The sequence below is a fragment of the Campylobacter sp. US25a genome, from assembly GCF_004379075.1.
Taxonomy (GTDB): domain Bacteria; phylum Campylobacterota; class Campylobacteria; order Campylobacterales; family Campylobacteraceae; genus Campylobacter_D; species Campylobacter_D jejuni.
Map to the genome: position 1 here is coordinate 12,544 of NZ_RYYM01000002.1, position 18,612 is coordinate 31,155.

An 18,612-nucleotide genomic window follows, 5' to 3' on the forward strand; every position below is an offset into this window, starting at 1 on the left:
TATGAAATTTAAAAAAAGTTTACTGTGTTTTTTAATTTTATCTGGAGCTTTGTTAAAAGCAGAAGAAAAATATCAACTTAATGATGTTGTGGTTAGTGCTAGTGGTTTTGAGCAAGATTTGGTTGATGCGCCTGCTAGTATTTCTATCATTACAAAAGAAGAGCTTGAAAAAAAGCCAATTAAGGATATAGGGGAGGCTATAGGAGATATTCCAGGTGTAGATGTGACTATGAATAAAACAGGCACTTATGATTTTAGCATACGAGGTTTTGGTAGTTCTTATACTTTAGTTTTAATTGATGGAAAACGTCAAAGTGTTGCAAATGGGTTTTATGATAATGGTTTTGGTGGCAGTGAGTCAGGATATCTGCCACCTTTGTCTATGATAGAGCGTATTGAGGTTATACGTGGTCCAGCTTCTACGCTTTATGGCAGTGATGCTGTAGGCGGTGTGATAAATATTATCACTAAGAAAAATCCTGATAAAACTGAGGCAAATATAGAATTTAACACTCTTTTGCAACAGCACTCTAATCACTATGGCAATGCTGGGGGATTTAATGCTTATGTAGCAACTCCTTTGATTGAAGATACATTATCAATTTCTGCAAGGTTGAAGTATTATGATAAGGTAGCTTCTGATTTAAAATGGCCTACACCGGTTTGGAATGGTGGTCAACAAAGACCTGATAATTACCAAATTGCTAGTCATAGTCCAGGTGCTTTTACTAGCTTGGGTTTTGGTTCTAGGCTTAATTGGACAGTAGATGATAAAAATAATATATATTTTGATATAGAGCGATATATTAATGAAATTTCGGTGAATTCTACAAGTAGTAGGGCTATTAAAAGCGAAAGGCAACTTTTTAAGGATAATATTGTTTTAAATCATGATGGTAATTATGATTTTGGTTCAACTAACTCATATTTACAATATGGTAGTACTAAGGATAAAGAATTACATAGTCAAATTTGGGTAGGAGAAGGTAAGGTTGTTTTACCTTGGAATTTGAGTCAATACGGTAATTTAGTAAATACCTTTGGTGCAAGGATTGATTATGAGATGTTAAAAAATGATCAAGCAAGCGCAGGTAGTCAAATAAGAGGTAAAAATCTTGATCAAACCACGGTTGCGCTTTATGGGGAAAATGAGTATTTTATAACAGATGATTTGATTTTTACTACAGGTTTACGTTATATTTATAGCGATTTGTTTGATTCTGAATTTACGCCTAGGGTTTATTTGGTTTATCACTTAAATGATAATATAGCCTTTAAAGGAGGTGTTTCAAAAGGCTATAAAACTCCTGCTGCTAAGGAGTTGACAAATGGATATTATAATTATGCCAATGGTAATGCTTATTTTGGAAACCCTGACTTAAAACCAGAAGAAAGTATAAATTATGAATTGGGTGTTGATTTTAGGATATTTGATTTTGCACATTATTCTATTACAGGATTTATTACTGATTTTACAAATCAAATTAGTAATGAAGATTTAACAGGTACGCAAAATGGTATTGATTGTAGCAATAGCACTGTTTGTACGCGTCCTATTAATCTTGGAAAAACACAGACTAAAGGTATAGAATTTGCATTTAATACCAAAACTTACAATGGCTTTAGCCTAAATTCAAGTTATACTTTTATGGATAATCGCTACAAAGATGGTCAAAAAAATTGGTTTGGTGGTGATAGAATAGAAAATTTACCAAAACATATAGCAATGTTAAAATTAAACTATGAGCGAGGTAAATTTAGTTCCTATATAAAAACACGGGCAAGACTTGATACTATAGCTAAAGCAAAAGGTGGCGGTAATGGTAAGTTGCCATGGCAAAAATATAAGCCTTTTTATATAGTAGATCTAGGGATAAATTATAAAATCAATAAGCAATCTAGTTTAAGTTTTGCAGTACAAAATCTTTTTGATAAAAATTTCTTTGATCCGCAAGTTACAAGATGGAATGGGGTTAATCCTGCTGGATATGCAAATCGTTATCAAGACTATACAGAAGGAAGGAGTTTTTGGTTGAGTTATAAATATGATTTTTAATTTTTAAGGCTTTAATTACTTTTATATTTTCAAAAAAGCAAAAATAAAGTACAATGTGAAAAATAAATAAAAGGTTTTATTATGGCGTTTAAAAATTTAAAAGAACTTTCTTTTGAAAAATCAAATTATATTAAGCCTAAGAGATTTGCTTATGAAAGCAATGGTAGGCTTTGTACTTGGGATTTTATAGAATCTAAAGATAGTGTTTCAGTGCTTTTGTATCATAAAGAATTAGAAAGTTTTATTTTTGTACGCCAATTTCGTATACCACTTTGGTATCATCAAATGCATGATAAAGATTATGTAAAAGATGATAATATGGGCTATACTATAGAGCTTTGTTCAGGACTTGTAGATAAAAAATTATCTTTAGAGGAAATAGCAAAAGAAGAATGTATAGAAGAACTAGGATATGCTCCTAAAAATTTAGAAAAAATAGGAGATTTTTATACAGGGTTTGGTTCAGGTGTAAGCAAGCAAAGCTTTTATTTCGCAGAAGTTGATGAAAAAGATAAAATTTCTTCTGGAGGTGGAGTTGATGATGAAGAGATTGAAGCTGTTTATGTTAAGGTGCAGGATTTTGAAAAAAAAAGTAAAAATATGATAAGAACGCCTTTGCTTGATTTTGCTTATATGTGGTTTTTAAAGGAAAAGTGGGGAAAATTAAAGATTATTTAGGTTAAACCTTAAAAAGGTTCAACCTAGGATTTTAATGATCTGACTCATTAAGCATTTCTTTAAATACATTGAAAAGATCAAGCGATGCATTTTCAGCAACTTCACATTTATTAATTATGCTGTGTTGAGTAATATCTTTGCTAATATCTTCTGTATTTGCTATTGTTATAGCATTATTCATATTTTCATGAACTTTTTCATGTGGCTCGTTAATTTTTAAGAAGCTTTTATTTTGCCCAAATCTTTCTTTTCCTGTGCTAGCAAGCCATTTTCCTAAGCGACAAGATGTATGATCGGCTAATTGCTTTCCTGATTTGGAAAAAATTTCTTTATAACCATTTAATTTAAAAGCTATATGATCTAGTTTTGCTAAAGATACGAAAGCTTCTGAAGCGATACCAACTGCATTTGAATTAGTAGAATGCGCTTCATTTACTAAGTGAGTAAATTTTTCGGAAAAACTCATAATATGAGCATTAGAATCTATAGAAATTTTTTCAACTTGCTCACTTTGAGTATACATTTCATTTGCATTTTGCTTTAGAAGGTTGATATTCATTTCAACTTCTGTGGTTGCTTTTTGTGTTTTTTCAGCTAGTTTTCTTACTTCATCGGCAACAACAGCAAAACCACGCCCATGTTCACCTGCGCGTGCAGCTTCTATAGCAGCGTTAAGGGCTAAAAGATTAGTCTGATCAGAAACATCTTTAATTAGATTAATTACATTAGTAATTTCATCTACACTTCTATGCAATGTTCCTGCAACATCTCTTGTTTTATTGGCTGATTCTGTAATATCCCCTAAGGAAGCATTGATAGAATTAGCAATATGGTTAAGTTCATCCATTTCAGCAAGAGAAGTTTTAGAATAGCTGGAGATAACTTCTGCCTTATTTACATTTTCTAACATATCGCCTTGAACAATAGTAATATTTTTTAAAACCCCAGTTAATAAAACATTTAAAAGATCTGTTTTAAGTTTAGACTCTAAAGCCGCTTGTTCTAATGATGTAATTTTATTTTTTAATTCTAAATTTTCCGATTGAAATTTTTCAATTTTATGTGCAAGATTTTTATTTTCTTCTTCAAGTTTTTGAAGATCAGAATGGTTTATTTTACTTCCAAACATTGTTTTGCCTTATTTTTTATAATTTGCTAGATATTGGCTAAGTTCATCTTTTACATGAAGCTTTTCTTTTTTTAAGGTTGAAATTTCCATGCTGCTAAGAGAAGTTCTACCTTCTTCTGCATCTTTAATCATGTCATCAAGTTCATTGTGACGATCAAATAGTTTATCAAAATGAGCGTCTTTTCCTTTTAGCTCTGACATTAATTCTCTATATTCATGTAGCATAAACTCTCCTTGTATTAGTGAAATTTAAAATTCATTTAATAAGGTATTTTACACTATTAAAAGATATTTTTGGCTTAAAAAATAATAAAATTAATAATAATTTTTAAATGTGTGTTATATAAGTGATTTATTAAAGTTTATTTTTAAATTTGAAATATTAAAATTGAGGAATAAATCCTCAAAATTATTTAGAATTTTGTTTTTTTAGAGTTCTTAGAGTAGAAGCTGCGATTCTCATTTTTCTCGTGGTGCCATCTTCTAAAGTTACACGAACTGTTCTGAGATTAGGTAAAAAGCGTCTTTTTGTTTTATTGTTAGCATGGCTGACATTATTACCCACCATTGGACCCTTGCCTGTGATTTGACATACTCTTGCCATTTTCTTGTCCTTATGAAAATTTTTAAATGGAGATTTTATCAAAATTAAGCTTAAAATATTCCATAATTTATAGTTTTTTTAATATATAAGTCGATAAAATATTATTTATCACATTTATATATAGTTTAAGGTTTTGATCATGTATGTAGCTCCAAGTTTATTGTCTGCAAATTTTTTGAAATTAGAAGAAGAAGTTAAAGCTATTGAAGCTGCAGGTGCGGATCTTTTACATATTGATGTAATGGATGGACACTTTGTTCCAAATTTGACTTTCGGACCTTGCGTGATCGAAAAAATTTCAACTATTAGTAAGTTGCCATTAGATGTGCATTTGATGGTTAAAGATGTAAGTAAATTTATAGATCTTTTTATCCCTTTGAAACCAAAATTCATTTCTTTTCATATGGAAAGCGAAGTTCATCCTATAAGACTTTGTGAATATATAAGAAGTCAAGGAATCCATCCTGCTATTGTTTTAAATCCACACACTTCTATTGATTCTATTAAACACATGCTAGAATTTGTAGATATGGTACTTTTAATGAGTGTTAATCCTGGATTTGGTGGACAAAAATTTTTACCTTTGGTACATGAAAAAATCAAAGAATTGCGCCAAATGATTGATAAAAAAAATGCTAAAGTTTTTATAGAGATTGATGGTGGTGTTAATGGTTTAAATGCTAGCGATTTAGAAGAATCCGGAGCTGATATTTTGGTGGCTGGAAGTTATATTTTTTCTTCTAATGATTATAAAACTGCAATTTCATCTTTAAAGCTTGAATTTTGAGTTTACAGCAAATTGATCAGATTATTTCTATATTAAATAAGCAAAGCAAGCCTTATGATTGGGTGATGCAAGAGTTTGCCAAAGTTGAAGAATTAAAAAATTTTGATTTAGATTTGGAAACTTTTGAGCTTTTGGGTTTGGGTTTAACTTTGAATAAAGATAATATTTTTACCCTTAAAACACGCACAACAAAAATTAAAGATGAAATTTTTTGCATAGTAGATATAGAAAGTACTGGCGGCGTAAGTAAGGGGGAAATTTTAGAAATTGGAGCAGTAAAAATTCAAAATTCTAAAGAAATTGGACGCTTTCAAAGTTTTATTAAAGTAAAAGAAATTCCAGAAAATATAACCGAACTTACGGGTATTATTTATGAGATGGTGGAAAATGCTCCAAGTTTAGCAAAGGTTTTAAGTGATTTTAGGCTTTTTTTAAAAGACAGTATTTTTGTAGCGCATAATGTGCGTTTTGATTATAGTTTTATTTCTAAGGCTTTAAATGAGTGTGGTTTTGGCATTTTGCTTAATCGTCGTATTTGCACTATAGAATTTGCACAATGTTGTATAGAAAGTCCAAAATATAAACTAGAGGTTTTGAAAGAATTTCTGGGCGTGGAAAATACGCATCATAGGGCCTTAGATGATGCTTTGGCAGCTGCTGAAATTTTTAAATATTGCCTTGGAAAACTTCCTTATCATATAAAAACTACAGAAGAACTTATAAATTTTACAAAGACTGCACGCATAAAGCAAAAATAAATATTTAAAGTGTATAATTAAAACATAAATGACGGGAGCTTGTGTAACAGGCTGAGAGTAAGCTAAAAGCTTAGACCGAACCGGATCTGGATAATGCCAGCGTCGGGAAGATTTATAAATTTCAATACTTTAAAAATTTATACTCACCCTTCATTTATCCAAATTTTTTAAAGGATAAATTTATGAAAACTCAAATGAATTATGCCAAAGAAGGTGTTTTTACTAAAGAAATGCAGATTGTTGCACAAAAAGAAAATTTAAGTAAAGATTTTTTGCTTGAAAATATTGCTTGCGGTAAAATTATTATCCCTGCAAATATTAATCATAAAAGTCTTGATCCAAATGGTATAGGTTTTGGACTGCGTACTAAGGTTAATGTAAATTTAGGAGTTTCAAATGATTGCGTTGATTATAGCGAGGAAATGAAAAAAGTAGAGCTCGCTCATAAATTTGACATAGAAGCGATTATGGACTTAAGCAATTATGGCAAAACAAGTCGTTTTAGAGACGAGCTTGTTAATGTTTCAAAAGCTATGATAGGAACAGTTCCTGTATATGATGCGGTAGGATTTTTAGAAAAAGATTTAAAACAAATTAATGCTAAAGACTTTTTAGATGTTGTATATCATCATGCTAAAAGTGGGGTTGATTTTATGACAATTCATGCAGGTATTAATTCTCGCGCAGCGCATATTTTTAAACAAAGTAAAAGACTTACAAATATAGTTTCAAGAGGAGGCTCTGTGCTTTATGCTTGGATGATGATGAAAGATGCTGAAAATCCTTTTTTTGAGTATTATGATGATTTGCTTGACATTTGTTTAAAATACGATGTAACTTTATCTTTGGGCGATGCTTTGCGTCCTGGCTCTACTCACGATGCAAGTGATGGGGCGCAAATTTCAGAGCTTATAGAATTATCACTCCTTACTCAAAGGGCTTGGGATGTTGGGGTTCAAGTAATGATAGAAGGTCCAGGGCATATGGCTATTAATGAAATAGAGGCAAATATGCAATTAGAAAAGCGTTTATGCAAAGGAGCGCCTTTTTATGTCTTAGGACCTTTGGTAACAGATATTGGCGCAGGGTATGATCATATTAGTGGTGCTATTGGAGGAGCTGTGGCTGCAGCTAATGGTGCTGATATGCTGTGTTATGTAACACCTGCTGAACACTTAAGACTTCCAAATTTAGAAGATGTTAGAGAGGGTATAGTTGCGACTAAAATTGCAGCTCATGCGGGAGATATAGCTAAACTTCCAAAAGAAAGAGCAAGAGATGATGAGATGAGTAAGGCTAGGCAAGAGATAGATTGGGAAAAAATGTTTAAACTCGCTATTGATGGAGAAAGGGCCAAAAAAATGTTTAATGAGCGTCGCCCTGATGATTTAAACTCATGTTCCATGTGTGGAAAAATGTGCGCAATGAATACTATGAATCAAATTTTAAAAGGTGAAGATGTGAGTTTAGCTTGAATAAACTTTGAGAGTAAGATCTATAGAGATGCCTTGCTCTCCTGCTTTAAGATTAAGTGGATAATCAAGCTTGATTAAGTTATTATAGTTTTTTAGAGCATCAATAAAATCATAAAGCCTTCTAGGATTGTTCATTGTCGCTTTAATGGCTAAGCGGTTTTTTAGATATTTTTCTTGTTTTTCGGACTTAGTTTCTTGAATTTTTACATTTTGAAAATATTTTTGTAAAAAAGTATCAAAATTTCCTATATTAAAATTTTGCTCAAATTGCTCTAAACTTTTGCTGTTTTCGCTTCTTAGAGTTGATATTTTATCTTTACTAAAGTCAAATTTTGATTTAGCGGCTTTTAAGATAGCAAGTTGTGAGTTTTCTCTAAGATTTGCTTGTTTGTAATTTTTTAATGTCGGTAAAAGTAAAAATAAGATCAAGGCTGTGCAAACGCTTATAAAACTTAATACGCAAATGATAAGCTTTAATAAATCAATTTCTTCTAGACTTTTATCTTTCATCTGCAACTCCTGGAATTTGTTTACTAATACTAACAAAACGATACCACCCATTATCTAAGCGGTAATAGGTTGTATAGCTTTGATCAAAGATGCTTTTTAAAGGGGTTTCTAAAAGTAGAGTAAACATTTCTCTTGTAGGAGTGACTCCGATAAGTTTTAAGGAATATTCGTCTTGTTCAACACTTTCAAGAGTAATGTTATCAGTTTTTACAATAATATCAAATAGATTTCTTAAGCTTTCTTTAACAATTTGATTTTGAGTGTTAAAATTTTTCGCTATTTGGCTTTGATCAAATAAAATTTCATAAAGCATTTCATTTTGCTTAGTTTGATTTTGAAGCACTATAACTTGTTGTTTTTCATCATCGATAGAGCTATTGATTAATGCAATTTTTATTGTATATGTAAAATATACTAGCAAGATAAATAATATACTAAAACCAAAAAGTCCTAGCCAAATTTTATCAAAGAGTGTGAAAATAGGTTTTTTTCTTGGCTGTATGAAGCTATAAGTCATTTAAGCTCCTTTCGCATCAACTCTATCATAAGATCTAAGGTGTTGATTTGTTTTGTTTTTATCTCTAAAAAAGTTTCACTTTCTAAAAAATCAATAGCGCTTATGTTAATATCTGATTCGCTATATAATAAAATACCATTGATAAATACCCCAGCATATTTATCATCATTATAAAATTTTTCAATGCTCGTAATAATATAACGGCAAAGTTCCATATCATTGCTAAATTGATTTAATTCATCAAGATTAAAATTATCATTATTATCTAAAGTTTCAAGATTATTTTCTTGATCAAGTAGGTCAAATTTATTATTTAAGGCTTCATTGAAGTTATCTAAGGTAACTTCAGTATCATCGTTGTTGTTTTGAATTTCTTGATTATCTTCTGATGGAAGTTCAAGCTCTAAACCTAATTCTTGCTCAAATATTTTAAAATCACCGTATAAAATAGTATTGCCTTTAGCAACAATAATTGCCAAAAGATGTCCTTGTTTAAATCCATAAAGTAAAATTTGATCATCAGGCTGTTTTTCTTTTTGTATATTGTAGTAAAGAAGGGCAAAAGGGGAATATAAAAAATCTAAACCTCTATATTCTTCAAAAAGCTCGCTATAATATTCCACATGTTCGGTAGCCGTATAAACAAGGGCATTATTAAACAAAATATGCTGTAAGCTGATTTTTCCTATATTAAAGTGCTCACAATCTTGAATATTTGTACTAGGTATTAATCCTTGTTCTTTGGCATCTAAAAATAAAGCAGTGTGGTAAAATAAGAAATGCTTGCTTAAATTTTTTATGTATTCTAATAAATTTTCACTTTTATCAAAAGTTTTTTCATTGCTACTGATTAGTTTATTTCCTCTGTAAATAGAAGCTTTTACAATATTTTTTTTATCTTCTAAAATAATACTAATAAAAAGTTGTGGAAATATTTTTTTAAGTAAAAATAACATTTCATTCCTTAAATTGATCAGCTAAGCTAATTTTATCAAATTGTTCCATTAGAAATTCTTTAGCTTTTTTTTTATCTAAAGATAAAATATCCAAAGGTTCACTTAGACTATAAGTAATCTTACTAAAAGGTTTTGGCAAGATCATCTTATCCCAACTTTTAAATTCCCAAAAACGATTTGCTTCATAGTTTAAAATTCTTATCTTTAGTCCTTTTTTTTGAGCTAAAATGATAGAACCATCTGAAATACTATGATAAGGCCCTCGTGGACCATCAGGCGTGATAACTATATCGTCATTTTGTTCTAAAACTTTAAATGCAGCTCTAAGTGCACTGCTAGCGCCCCTTGAAGTGCTTCCTCTTACAGTATCAAGACCGAAAAGCTTGATGATTTTTGCAATTTGTTCTCCATCTTTATGGTGAGAGATCATGACATAGGCTTTTTTATTTTTTTGTCTATAATGTCTAAACGCAAAAGGCATGAGTGCTAATTTTCCATGCCAAAAAAGTATCACACCAGCTTTATGGTCAACTTTTTCACCTTTATAGTGCTTTTTACAGCTTAAAAAAATAAGCCATTGCAAGATGAAAATTATATATGTTAAGCAATGGATTTTAAACGATTTCCCCATATAAAACCATACGCTTTGCATTAGTGATTTTTACTTCTTTAAATTGCCCTAAAAGTTCTTCGCTACCTTCAACTTGAACTAAAAAATTATTATCTGTTCTTCCAGCAATGCTATTGCCTGCTCTTAATTCTTCAAATAAAACTTTAAAAGTTTTATTTTCTTGTTTTTTTACAATTTCATCTAAAATTTCACTATGACGATTTTGTAAGGTGCTAAGTCTTCTTGAAGCTGTTTCTTCATCGATTTGATTAGGCATGGTTGCGGCTTTTGTTAAAGGGCGTTTGGAGTATTTAAAAGAAAAAATTTGTTCAAAACGCACTTTTTCCAAAACATCCATAGTTTCTTCAAAATCTTTTTCACTTTCCCCTGGAAAAGCTACAATAATGTCTGTAGAAATGCTAACATTTGGACAAAGTTCTCTAAGTTTTAAAGCTCTATTTAAATACCATTCTTTAGTATAGCCACGCTTCATAGCTTTTAAAATTTCACTTGAGCCGCTTTGTAAAGGCATGTGCATGGATTTGCAAACTTTTGGATTATTGGCAAAAACTTCTAAAAATTTATCATCCATATGCAAAGGATGTGGACTTGTAAAGCGAATGCGTTCCAAACCTTCTATAGTGCTAAGTTCTTCTAAAAGATCTGAAAAGTCCATTTTTTTATGTTCGTTTCTAAATCTTTTGCCGTAGTTATTGACATTTTGTCCTAGCAAGAAAATCTCTTTAGCGCCTTTTTCAACGGCTTTTTGAGCTTCTTTATAGATAATATTAAAAGGTATGGAAATTTCATCTCCTCTAGTATGTGGCACTATACAATAAGTGCAGTGTTTATCACAACCTATGGAGATATTAATATAGGATTTATAAATACTATTTCTAAAATCTGCAAAAGCAAATTCACTTTCATCATAGTCTATGTCCACGCCCATAAATTTTGGAGTTTTTATAGCTTGAGTGATTTTAGAAATATTTCTTGCCCCTAGAACAAAATCCACATAAGGAGCACGTTTGAAAATTTCATTTCCCAAATGCGATGCAGTACATCCACAAACTCCTATTTTAGCACCTTCTTTTTTAACTTTTTCAAAACCACCTACTTCTGAGAAAAGTTTATGCACAGGTTTTTCACGCACTGAACAAGTGTTGATGAGAATAAGATCTGCTTCTTTGATATCTTCTGTTAGTGCGTAATTTTCTTTTTGTGTTAATTCTGCGATCATATGCTCAGAATCTCTGACATTCATCGCACAACCTAAAGTTTGGATAAAAAGTTTTTTAGCACTCAAAGAATATGTACCTCATACATAAAATCATTATCATCAAGTCCGTATTTTACGGTTCTATGATAAATGCTTACTCCTTTTTTTTCAAAATGATTTACAAGGGCAATGAGTTGTTTGTGTGTATTATCTTTATCAAAATAAAAAAACTTTTGTCCTTCTTTTTCTATAGCCTCTTCGATTTTTTCTAGGCTAATATTTTTAGGTTTTTCATTAATCAAAGTTCTTGCCAATTTTAATTCCATAGCTAAATCCTTAAGAATTTTCATTTTAATCTATAATTTTAGCAAATTTTACTTTTAATTAAACTTATTAAGGATATAATTTTTATCTACATTTTTAAATTTCCCACAAAAAAAAGGTTTTATAAAATATGGAAAAGATAGCAGATATTATCGAATCTATTGCTAATGAAAAAAATTTAAACTTAGAGAATGTAAAAGAAAAAGTAGCTACCGCTTTAATCAATACTGCAAAAAGAATTTATGGACAAGAATATGAGTTTTTTGTAGATCCTAAAAATTTAAATCTTTATCAAAAAATTACCATAGTAGCAGATAATGACGAGAGATTACAAAATAAAAGTGAGAGTTTTATCGCGTTAAGTAAGGCAAAATCAGAAGCTCCAGATGTTGAAATAGGAGATGAATTAACTTATGAATGTTCTTTGGAAAATTTAGGAAGAACTGCGGTAAATACCTTGCATAAAGAACTTGAATATCATATACAAAAATTATTAGAACAAACTATTTTTGAAAAATATAAAAACAAAGTAGGGCAAATGGTTTTTGGTACAGTTGTTAGAGTGGATAATGAAGAAAATACTTTTATTGAAATAGATGAATTAAGAGCTTTTTTGCCAAGAAAAAATCGCATTAAAGGGGAAAAGTTTAAAATAGGTGATGTGGTAAAATCGGTGATACGCCGTGTTTATACAGATAAGGGTATTAAAATCGAGCTTAGTCGTACAAGTCCTAAATTTTTAGAATGTTTACTTGAAGCTGAGGTTCCAGAAATCAAAGATGGTTATGTCAATATTATAGGATGTGCTAGAATTCCAGGTGAAAGAGCAAAAATCATTCTTCAAGCCAATGGAGCAAATATCGATCCTGTAGGTGCTACAGTAGGTGTTAAAGGTGTAAGAATTAATGCAGTAAGCAAAGAGCTTCATAATGAAAATATTGATTGTATAGAATTTACAAATGAGAGTGAAATTTTAATTTCTCGTGCCTTGGCTCCTGCTATTGTAAATTCTGTAAAAATTGAAGATAAAAAAGCTATTGTAAGTTTAAATAGCGAACAAAAAAGTAAAGCTATAGGAAAAAATGGTATTAATATTCGTCTTGCTTCTATGTTAAGTGGTTATGAAATAGAGCTCAATGAATTAAGCTCGTCGCAGCTAAATAATGCCATCAGCAATGAAGAAGCAATGAAAAATCTTCAAGATTTGTTTAAAATTTAAAATATTTGTGAATTTTCACAAATATTTTTTATAAAACCACTTCCAATAAAATGCCGCAAAGATAAAAATCATACCCAATAAACCTGTAATCAGTTCTAAACTCAAGCCTATTTCAAATAAAAAACCCATAAGCATTGAAATAATAGCGCTAAAACTAAGATAAATCATATCTGTATAAGCAATTACTCTGCCATGATATTCTTTGTCGGCATTTTTTTGTATCATAGTGTAGGTATAAGCCCAAAGTGCTGAGGTAAAAAAACCTGCACCAATTAAACCTAAAAAAGAAATATAAAAATTAAATTGAGTTAAAGCCCAAAGTATAATACCAAAACCTTGACCAAGATACATGTAAAATAAATTTTTATCATTAATAAATTTGCTTAAAACCATAGGTCCTATAGCTAAAGAACAAGCACGTACTGCATTTAAAAACCCTATTACTAAAGCAGCAGATAAAACTTCTTTATATTGATGTTGTGCTAAAAGCGTAACCAAGGTTTCATAAGCAGTTAAACCTATAAAAGCGTGAAGCAAGATAAGATGAAAAATTATCTTATTGTTTAAAACATAGAAAAATCCTTCTTTTATCATAGTAAAAAAGCGACTTTGTGTTTTTTGATGAAAATCAGGAATGCTTAATCTTACTAAAAAAGAAATGCCTATGAGTATAAGTACACAGTCAAATAAAAAAGCGGTTTTAACTCCTAGAAAATAAATAAAAATTCCCGCACTTGCCATACCTGCTGTATAAGAAATCGCCCAAATGACACTGTGCATTTCATTAGCGAGTTTAAGTTCTTGAGGGGTTAAAATTTTCGCCAATAAACTCATTTCAGCTTGAAAATAAATCGAAGCAACGCAAAGTCTTATGAAGATTAAAATAAACAAAAGCCAAAGCATGCTAAGACTTGTGACAAAAATAAGACAAAAAATAGAAATTAATTCTATGCTAATCATACTGAGTAAAAGTTTTTTAGGTTTATTTTTCTCTACTATGACGCCATTAATAGGAGCAAGCAAAACTCCAGGTAAAAAAGCAAGCATAGCACTTGTAGCTGTTGCCCAAGTAGGAGCATTAAGCTCGACTAAAAGGGTAAAAACTCCAGTTTGAGAAAACCATGCTCCAAAATATACTATAAACTGAACCGAAGCTAATATTCTGATATTTTTATTATTTTTTAATAGTTCAATGTAATTCATAAGCGAAACTATAGCATAATTTATATTTTAAATGCTATAATTATTTTAATTATGTAAAAAAACAAGGAAAAATTTTGAAAAGACTGGATAAAAAAGAAGCTTTAGATTTATTATATCATGCGAGTTTAACGGAACTTGGAGAAATGGCTTATAAAAGAAAATTAGAACTTCATCCTGAAAAAATTACCACTTTTGTTGTGGATAGAAATATTAATTATACCAATGTTTGTTGTATTGATTGTTCTTTTTGTGCTTTTTATCGCCATCATAAAGAAGATGATGCTTATATTTTAAGCTTTGAGGAGATAGGCAAGAAGATAGAGGAGCTTGAAGCTATTGGGGGTACACAAATTCTTTTTCAAGGTGGGGTGCACCCAAAATTAAAAATAGAATGGTATGAAGAATTAGTTTCTTGGATAAAAGAACATTATCCAAATATCACTGTACATGGTTTTTCAGCAGTTGAAATCGCTTATATTGCAAAAGCATCTAAAATTTCAATTACTGAAGTGCTGCAAAGATTGCAAACTAAAGGTTTATTTTCTATACCAGGAGCAGGTGCTGAGGTGCTAAGCGATAGGGTGCGTGATATCATTGCACCAAATAAATGCGATACAGCTACTTGGTTAGAAGTACATCGCCAAGCTCATAAAATCGGTATGAAAAGTACAGCTACTATGATGTTTGGAACGGTTGAAAATGATGAAGAAATCATCGATCATTTTGAGCATTTGAGAAAATTACAAGATGAAACAGGTGGTTTTAGAGCTTTTATTTTATGGAGCTTTCAAAGTGATAATACTGCTTTAATCCAAAAACATCCAGAGATTATGAAGCAAAGTTCTAACAAGTATTTAAGACTTTTAGCTTTAGCAAGACTTTATTTAGATAATTTTAAAAATTTGCAAAGTTCTTGGGTAACTCAAGGCTCGATTATAGGTCAACTTGCTTTAAAATTTGGGGCTAACGATTTAGGCTCAACCATGATGGAAGAAAATGTAGTAAGTGCCGCAGGAGCAAGTTATAGAATGAATCAAGATGAGATGATAAGGCTGATTAGAAGTTTAGGCGAAAATCCAGCTAAACGCAATACCGCTTATGAAATTTTAGAAAGGTTTTAATGCAGTATTTAGAGAGTAGGGGTGTTAAAATCCCTTTTATTTTTGAAAAAAATTCTGATTTTCCTATTGTTGTTTTAAAGCTTGTCTTTAGAAATTGTGCTAGAAGTTATGATGAAATAGCAGGCTTAGCTAAGATGTTTTCACGTATTTTAAATGAAGGCGTGGATGATAAATTTTTTAAGGATTTAGAATTTAGAGCGATAAATTTAGAGGCAAGTAGTGGTTTTGAAAGCTTGGAAATCAATCTTTCTTGCTTGAAAGAAAATTTTGATTTTGCTTTAAAGAGTTTAGAAAAATTGCTTTTAAAACCAAGAATAGAAGAAAAAACTTTGCAAAAATTAAAAATCAATGCCTTAGGTGAGCTCGCGAGTAAAAATAGTGATTTTGATTATTTAGCAAAAAATTTACTCAATGCTCAAATTTTTAAATGTAAAGAATTTCAAAGTTCAAATGATGGAGATGAAAAAAGTATAGAAACTTTGTCTTTAAAAGATTTGCAAAATTTTTATAAAAATTTTATCCATCTTAGTGATTTGGTTGTGATTTTAGGAGGAGATTTAGAAGAAAAACAAGCCAAGGAAGATCTTTTAAAACTCTTATCAAAACTTCAAATAGGTAAGAAAAATACTCCAAAAAAATATGAGTTAAGCAAAAACATCAAAGATGAAATTTTGCTACGCCCAGAAAGTGAACAAGCTTATATTTATTTTGCTACGCCTTTTTTTGCCGATTTTAAAGATAAGGATTTATATCTTGCAAAAATTGCTTTATTTGTGCTAGGACAAGGGGGATTTGGTTCAAGGATTATGGAAGAAATTCGTGTTAAAAGAGGTCTTGCATACTCAGCTTATGCTATGCTTGATATGAATATGTCTTTTTCTAGAGTTTTTGGATATTTACAAACTAAAAATGAAAGCGCTAAAGAAGCTAAAAAAATCGTAAAAGAGCTTTTTGAAGATTTTATAAAAAATGGCATGACTCAAAACGAACTTGATCAAGCTAAAAATTTTCTCATAGGATCAACTCCTTTGCGTTATGAAAGCTTAAGCAAGCGTTTATCTATGGCCTTTAATGAATTTTATCAAGGTTTAAATTTGGGATATTATAAAGAAGAGTTAAAACTTATGGAAAAGGTTAAACTTGAAACCATCAATGCTTATATTAAAAAACATCAAGAGCTTTTAAATATAAGTTTTGCAAGCATACAAAATGAAAATTAAAGAAAGTGATTTTGAATTTTTTAAAAAATTAAAAATTAGAAGTGCTATTGATTTAGCGCTTCTTTTACCTAAAAAAATCGAAAATTTAAATCCAAGTAAAAATCCTAAAGAAAATGAAATTTGCACTCAAAAAATCACTATAAAAAGCGTTAGTTCAAGAAAAAATCAACTTTTTGGTTTGGGTTTTTGTGAAGAATGGCAAGAAAATATCTCTTTTGTGTTTTTTCATCCTAGAGCTTGGCATTTTAGGATTTGTAAGGTAGGAAAAGAGCTTATTTTTAATGCTAAACTCTCACGCTTTAATCACACTTGGCAATTTAACAATCCTAAAATTTTAACTTCTTTTGAGGGTTTTAGTCCAAAGTATCAAATTTTAGGCTTAAAAGATACAAAAATTGCTGCTTTTATACATAAATATCTTAACTATGAAAATTTAAAAGAAAGTGGCATAGAGGATAAATATATACATTTTCTTTTAAATTTGCATGCTTATGATGAAAAAAGTTTTTTTATGTTTGAAAATTTGCAAAATTTTAGCAAAGATTTAAAATACATAGAAATATATAATTTTTTAAAGCGTTTAAAAGCTAAAAAAACGCATTTTAAAGCTCATCAAATCAATGTTTTTAATATAGCCAATTGGATTAAGGATTTGCCTTTTTCTCTTACTAAAGATCAGCTTAACGCCTTAAAAGATATAGAAAAAGATTTGCATTCAAAAGAAGCCAAAAGGCGTGTGATTATGGGTGATGTAGGGTGTGGTAAAACCTTGGTTTTACTCGGTGCTGCTTTGATGGTTTATCCTAAGCAAGCTATTTTAATGGCACCTACTAGTATTTTAGCGTATCAGCTTTATGAGGAGGCTAAGAAATTTTTACCTGATTTTATGAATATTTTGTTTATTAAAGGGGGTAAAAAAGAAAAAGATTTAGAACAAAATATCCAAAAAGCAAATCTTATTATAGGCACTCACGCTTTAATTCATTTAGAAAGTCATAATGCCGTACTTGTAATGATAGATGAACAACATCGTTTTGGATCAGCTCAGCGTGAGAAAATTCATTCTTTAAATAAGCAAGAATTTGCCCCTCATTTTATACAGTTTTCGGCTACACCTATTCCAAGAACTTTAAGCATGATACAATCTGAACTTTTAAATTTTAGCTTTATTAAACAAATGCCTTTTAAAAAAGATATTACAACTTATTGCATACAAAATGAAGGCTTTTCTAAGCTTAGTGAGAAGATCAAGGAAGAAATTTCTAAAAATCATCAAATTATCATTATTTATCCCTTAGTGAGTGCTAGTGATAAGATTCCTTATCTTTCTTTAGAACAGGCTAAAGAATATTGGCAGAGTCATTATGAAAAAGTTTTTGTAACTCATGGAAAAGATAAACAAAAAGATGAAATTTTAGAGCGTTTTAGAGATGAGGGAAATATTTTACTAAGCACTACAGTGGTGGAAGTAGGTATTTCTTTGCCAAGATTGAGTATGATAGTGATTGTGGGGGCGGAACGTTTAGGACTTGCTACTTTACATCAACTTCGTGGCCGTGTAGGTCGTGTAGGGCTTAAAAGTACTTGCTATCTTTATACTAAGCTTAAAGAAATTCCGAGTCGTTTAAAAGAATTTGCTAGCACTTTAGATGGGTTTAAAATAGCAGAGCTTGATCTTAAAAATCGTTTGAGTGGAGATTTGCTCGATGGTTTTATGCAACATGGAAATGAGTTTAAATTTTTTGATTTTTCTAAGGATGAGGAGATTTTAGAAGAGGTGAAAAAAGATTTGGCAAAAAAATTGCCAAATTAATGTCTGCCGTACTTGTAAAGCATATTTTGAAAATGTGAAGCTATCATTTGTGCACGCTGTAAAATGACATTTTTCATTTCCTCATTATAAACTATATTTAAACTTTCTTCAAAAAGTTTTAGCCAAACTTCAAAAAATTCTTGAGGAAAAGGAGGTAGATCTAGATGCTTTTTTAAGGGTTGCCCATTATAATCACCTTCGCCTAAAAGCATGCCTGCCCAAAAATTTCCTATTTTTGCTTTATGATCTTTCCATTCTTCATCGCTTGTTCCAATAGCATTGTTAAAAATAGGACCTAAATCCTTATCTTTTCTAACTTTTTCATAAAATATTTCCATGAGTTTTGCTATACTTTCTTGATTAATTGTTTCAAATTTCATATAAGCCTTTCTTAAATGTTAATTTTATGGCGT

General features: G+C 30.3%; 20 protein-coding genes and 1 riboswitch. Of the genes, 9 read left to right on the forward strand and 11 right to left on the reverse strand.

The window, feature by feature from the left end; genetic code table 11:
* Window position 1: 1 nt before the first annotated feature.
* Together ELQ12_RS02195 and ELQ12_RS02200 are read left to right on the forward strand one after the other, a co-directional pair.
* Window positions 2–2,056: a TonB-dependent receptor gene (locus ELQ12_RS02195; RefSeq protein WP_070261398.1), complete on the forward strand. Its 2,055-nt coding sequence runs from the start codon at window positions 2–4 to the stop codon at window positions 2,054–2,056.
* An 81-nt stretch (window positions 2,057–2,137) separates the two neighbouring features.
* The gene (locus ELQ12_RS02200) at window positions 2,138–2,734 is read left to right on the forward strand and encodes an NUDIX domain-containing protein (RefSeq protein WP_070261397.1); all 597 of its coding nucleotides are present in this window, start codon (window positions 2,138–2,140) and stop codon (window positions 2,732–2,734) included.
* Window positions 2,735–2,765: 31 nt separating this feature from the next.
* On the opposite strand, the gene ELQ12_RS02205 is transcribed toward ELQ12_RS02200, so the two are convergent.
* The 3 genes from ELQ12_RS02205 to rpmB all read right to left on the reverse strand — a co-directional run bounded on the left by ELQ12_RS02205 (window position 2,766) and on the right by rpmB (window position 4,467).
* Entirely contained in the window at window positions 2,766–3,863 is a 1,098-nt protein-coding gene (locus ELQ12_RS02205; RefSeq protein WP_002871177.1) for a methyl-accepting chemotaxis protein, read from the reverse strand.
* A gap of 9 nt (window positions 3,864–3,872) precedes the next feature.
* Window positions 3,873–4,088: a YdcH family protein gene (locus ELQ12_RS02210; RefSeq protein WP_002855201.1), complete on the reverse strand. Its 216-nt coding sequence runs from the start codon at window positions 4,086–4,088 to the stop codon at window positions 3,873–3,875.
* Window positions 4,089–4,272: 184 nt separating this feature from the next.
* Window positions 4,273–4,467 carry a 50S ribosomal protein L28 gene (rpmB, locus tag ELQ12_RS02215; RefSeq protein ID WP_002854974.1) on the reverse strand — a complete coding sequence of 65 codons (195 nt, stop codon included), beginning with the start codon at window positions 4,465–4,467 and terminating at the stop codon, window positions 4,273–4,275.
* 139 nt (window positions 4,468–4,606) lie between these two features.
* Between rpmB and rpe the strand changes: the two genes are divergently transcribed.
* The 3 genes from rpe (at window position 4,607) to thiC (ending at window position 7,487) form a co-directional block, all read left to right on the forward strand.
* Window positions 4,607–5,254 (forward strand): ribulose-phosphate 3-epimerase, encoded by a 648-nt coding sequence (gene rpe / locus ELQ12_RS02220; protein WP_070243547.1) that lies wholly within the window; start codon window positions 4,607–4,609, stop codon window positions 5,252–5,254.
* On the forward strand, window positions 5,251–6,012 hold the full coding sequence (locus ELQ12_RS02225; RefSeq protein ID WP_044794415.1) for a 3'-5' exonuclease: 762 nt from the start codon (window positions 5,251–5,253) through the stop codon (window positions 6,010–6,012). The genes rpe and ELQ12_RS02225 overlap by 4 nt, the downstream gene beginning before the upstream one ends.
* Before the next feature lie 21 nt (window positions 6,013–6,033).
* Window positions 6,034–6,138: riboswitch (TPP riboswitch) on the forward strand.
* A gap of 56 nt (window positions 6,139–6,194) precedes the next feature.
* Window positions 6,195–7,487: a phosphomethylpyrimidine synthase ThiC gene (gene thiC / locus ELQ12_RS02230; RefSeq protein ID WP_070243546.1), complete on the forward strand. Its 1,293-nt coding sequence runs from the start codon at window positions 6,195–6,197 to the stop codon at window positions 7,485–7,487.
* On the opposite strand, the gene ELQ12_RS02235 is transcribed toward thiC, so the two are convergent.
* The 6 genes from ELQ12_RS02235 to ELQ12_RS02260 are packed head-to-tail and all read right to left on the reverse strand — an operon-like array spanning window position 7,479 to window position 11,625.
* On the reverse strand, window positions 7,479–7,997 hold the full coding sequence (locus ELQ12_RS02235) for a hypothetical protein (RefSeq protein WP_044794411.1): 519 nt from the start codon (window positions 7,995–7,997) through the stop codon (window positions 7,479–7,481). The genes thiC and ELQ12_RS02235 overlap by 9 nt on opposite strands.
* Entirely contained in the window at window positions 7,987–8,514 is a 528-nt protein-coding gene (locus ELQ12_RS02240; protein WP_002858498.1) for a hypothetical protein, read from the reverse strand. Before ELQ12_RS02240 ends, ELQ12_RS02235 begins: the two co-directional genes overlap by 11 nt.
* On the reverse strand, window positions 8,511–9,470 hold the full coding sequence (locus ELQ12_RS02245; protein WP_002871182.1) for a hypothetical protein: 960 nt from the start codon (window positions 9,468–9,470) through the stop codon (window positions 8,511–8,513). Before ELQ12_RS02245 ends, ELQ12_RS02240 begins: the two co-directional genes overlap by 4 nt.
* 1 nt (window position 9,471) lies before the next feature.
* The gene (locus tag ELQ12_RS02250; RefSeq protein WP_070243545.1) at window positions 9,472–10,101 is read right to left on the reverse strand and encodes a lysophospholipid acyltransferase family protein; all 630 of its coding nucleotides are present in this window, start codon (window positions 10,099–10,101) and stop codon (window positions 9,472–9,474) included.
* A complete protein-coding gene (gene miaB, locus ELQ12_RS02255) occupies window positions 10,085–11,386 on the reverse strand; it encodes a tRNA (N6-isopentenyl adenosine(37)-C2)-methylthiotransferase MiaB (protein ID WP_002857621.1) in 1,302 nt (433 codons plus the stop codon). Before miaB ends, ELQ12_RS02250 begins: the two co-directional genes overlap by 17 nt.
* Window positions 11,383–11,625, reverse strand: coding sequence for an HP0268 family nuclease (locus ELQ12_RS02260; RefSeq protein ID WP_002851103.1), 243 nt, complete (start codon window positions 11,623–11,625; stop codon window positions 11,383–11,385). Before ELQ12_RS02260 ends, miaB begins: the two co-directional genes overlap by 4 nt.
* 128 nt (window positions 11,626–11,753) lie before the next feature.
* Between ELQ12_RS02260 and nusA the strand changes: the two genes are divergently transcribed.
* On the forward strand, window positions 11,754–12,842 hold the full coding sequence (gene nusA / locus ELQ12_RS02265; protein WP_002871185.1) for a transcription termination factor NusA: 1,089 nt from the start codon (window positions 11,754–11,756) through the stop codon (window positions 12,840–12,842).
* 15 nt (window positions 12,843–12,857) lie between these two features.
* Here the strand turns inward: nusA and ELQ12_RS02270 are convergent, their stop codons facing one another.
* Entirely contained in the window at window positions 12,858–14,045 is a 1,188-nt protein-coding gene (locus tag ELQ12_RS02270; protein WP_070286234.1) for an MFS transporter, read from the reverse strand.
* Window positions 14,046–14,119: 74 nt separating this feature from the next.
* On the opposite strand from ELQ12_RS02270, the gene ELQ12_RS02275 reads away from it, so the two are divergent.
* From ELQ12_RS02275 to recG, 3 genes are read left to right on the forward strand one after another with little or no spacing between them, the layout of a single operon-like run.
* On the forward strand, window positions 14,120–15,166 hold the full coding sequence (locus tag ELQ12_RS02275) for a dehypoxanthine futalosine cyclase (protein ID WP_134264547.1): 1,047 nt from the start codon (window positions 14,120–14,122) through the stop codon (window positions 15,164–15,166).
* On the forward strand, window positions 15,166–16,386 hold the full coding sequence (locus ELQ12_RS02280) for a pitrilysin family protein (protein WP_070278939.1): 1,221 nt from the start codon (window positions 15,166–15,168) through the stop codon (window positions 16,384–16,386). The genes ELQ12_RS02275 and ELQ12_RS02280 overlap by 1 nt, the downstream gene beginning before the upstream one ends.
* Complete coding sequence (gene recG / locus ELQ12_RS02285; RefSeq protein WP_070261392.1) at window positions 16,376–18,199, forward strand: ATP-dependent DNA helicase RecG; 1,824 nt, start codon at window positions 16,376–16,378, stop codon at window positions 18,197–18,199. The genes ELQ12_RS02280 and recG overlap by 11 nt, the downstream gene beginning before the upstream one ends.
* On the opposite strand, the gene ctb is transcribed toward recG, so the two are convergent.
* Window positions 18,196–18,579, reverse strand: a complete 384-nt coding sequence (gene ctb / locus ELQ12_RS02290; protein WP_070261391.1) for a truncated hemoglobin Ctb — start codon at window positions 18,577–18,579, stop codon at window positions 18,196–18,198. The genes recG and ctb overlap by 4 nt on opposite strands.
* Window positions 18,580–18,612 lie beyond the last annotated feature (33 nt).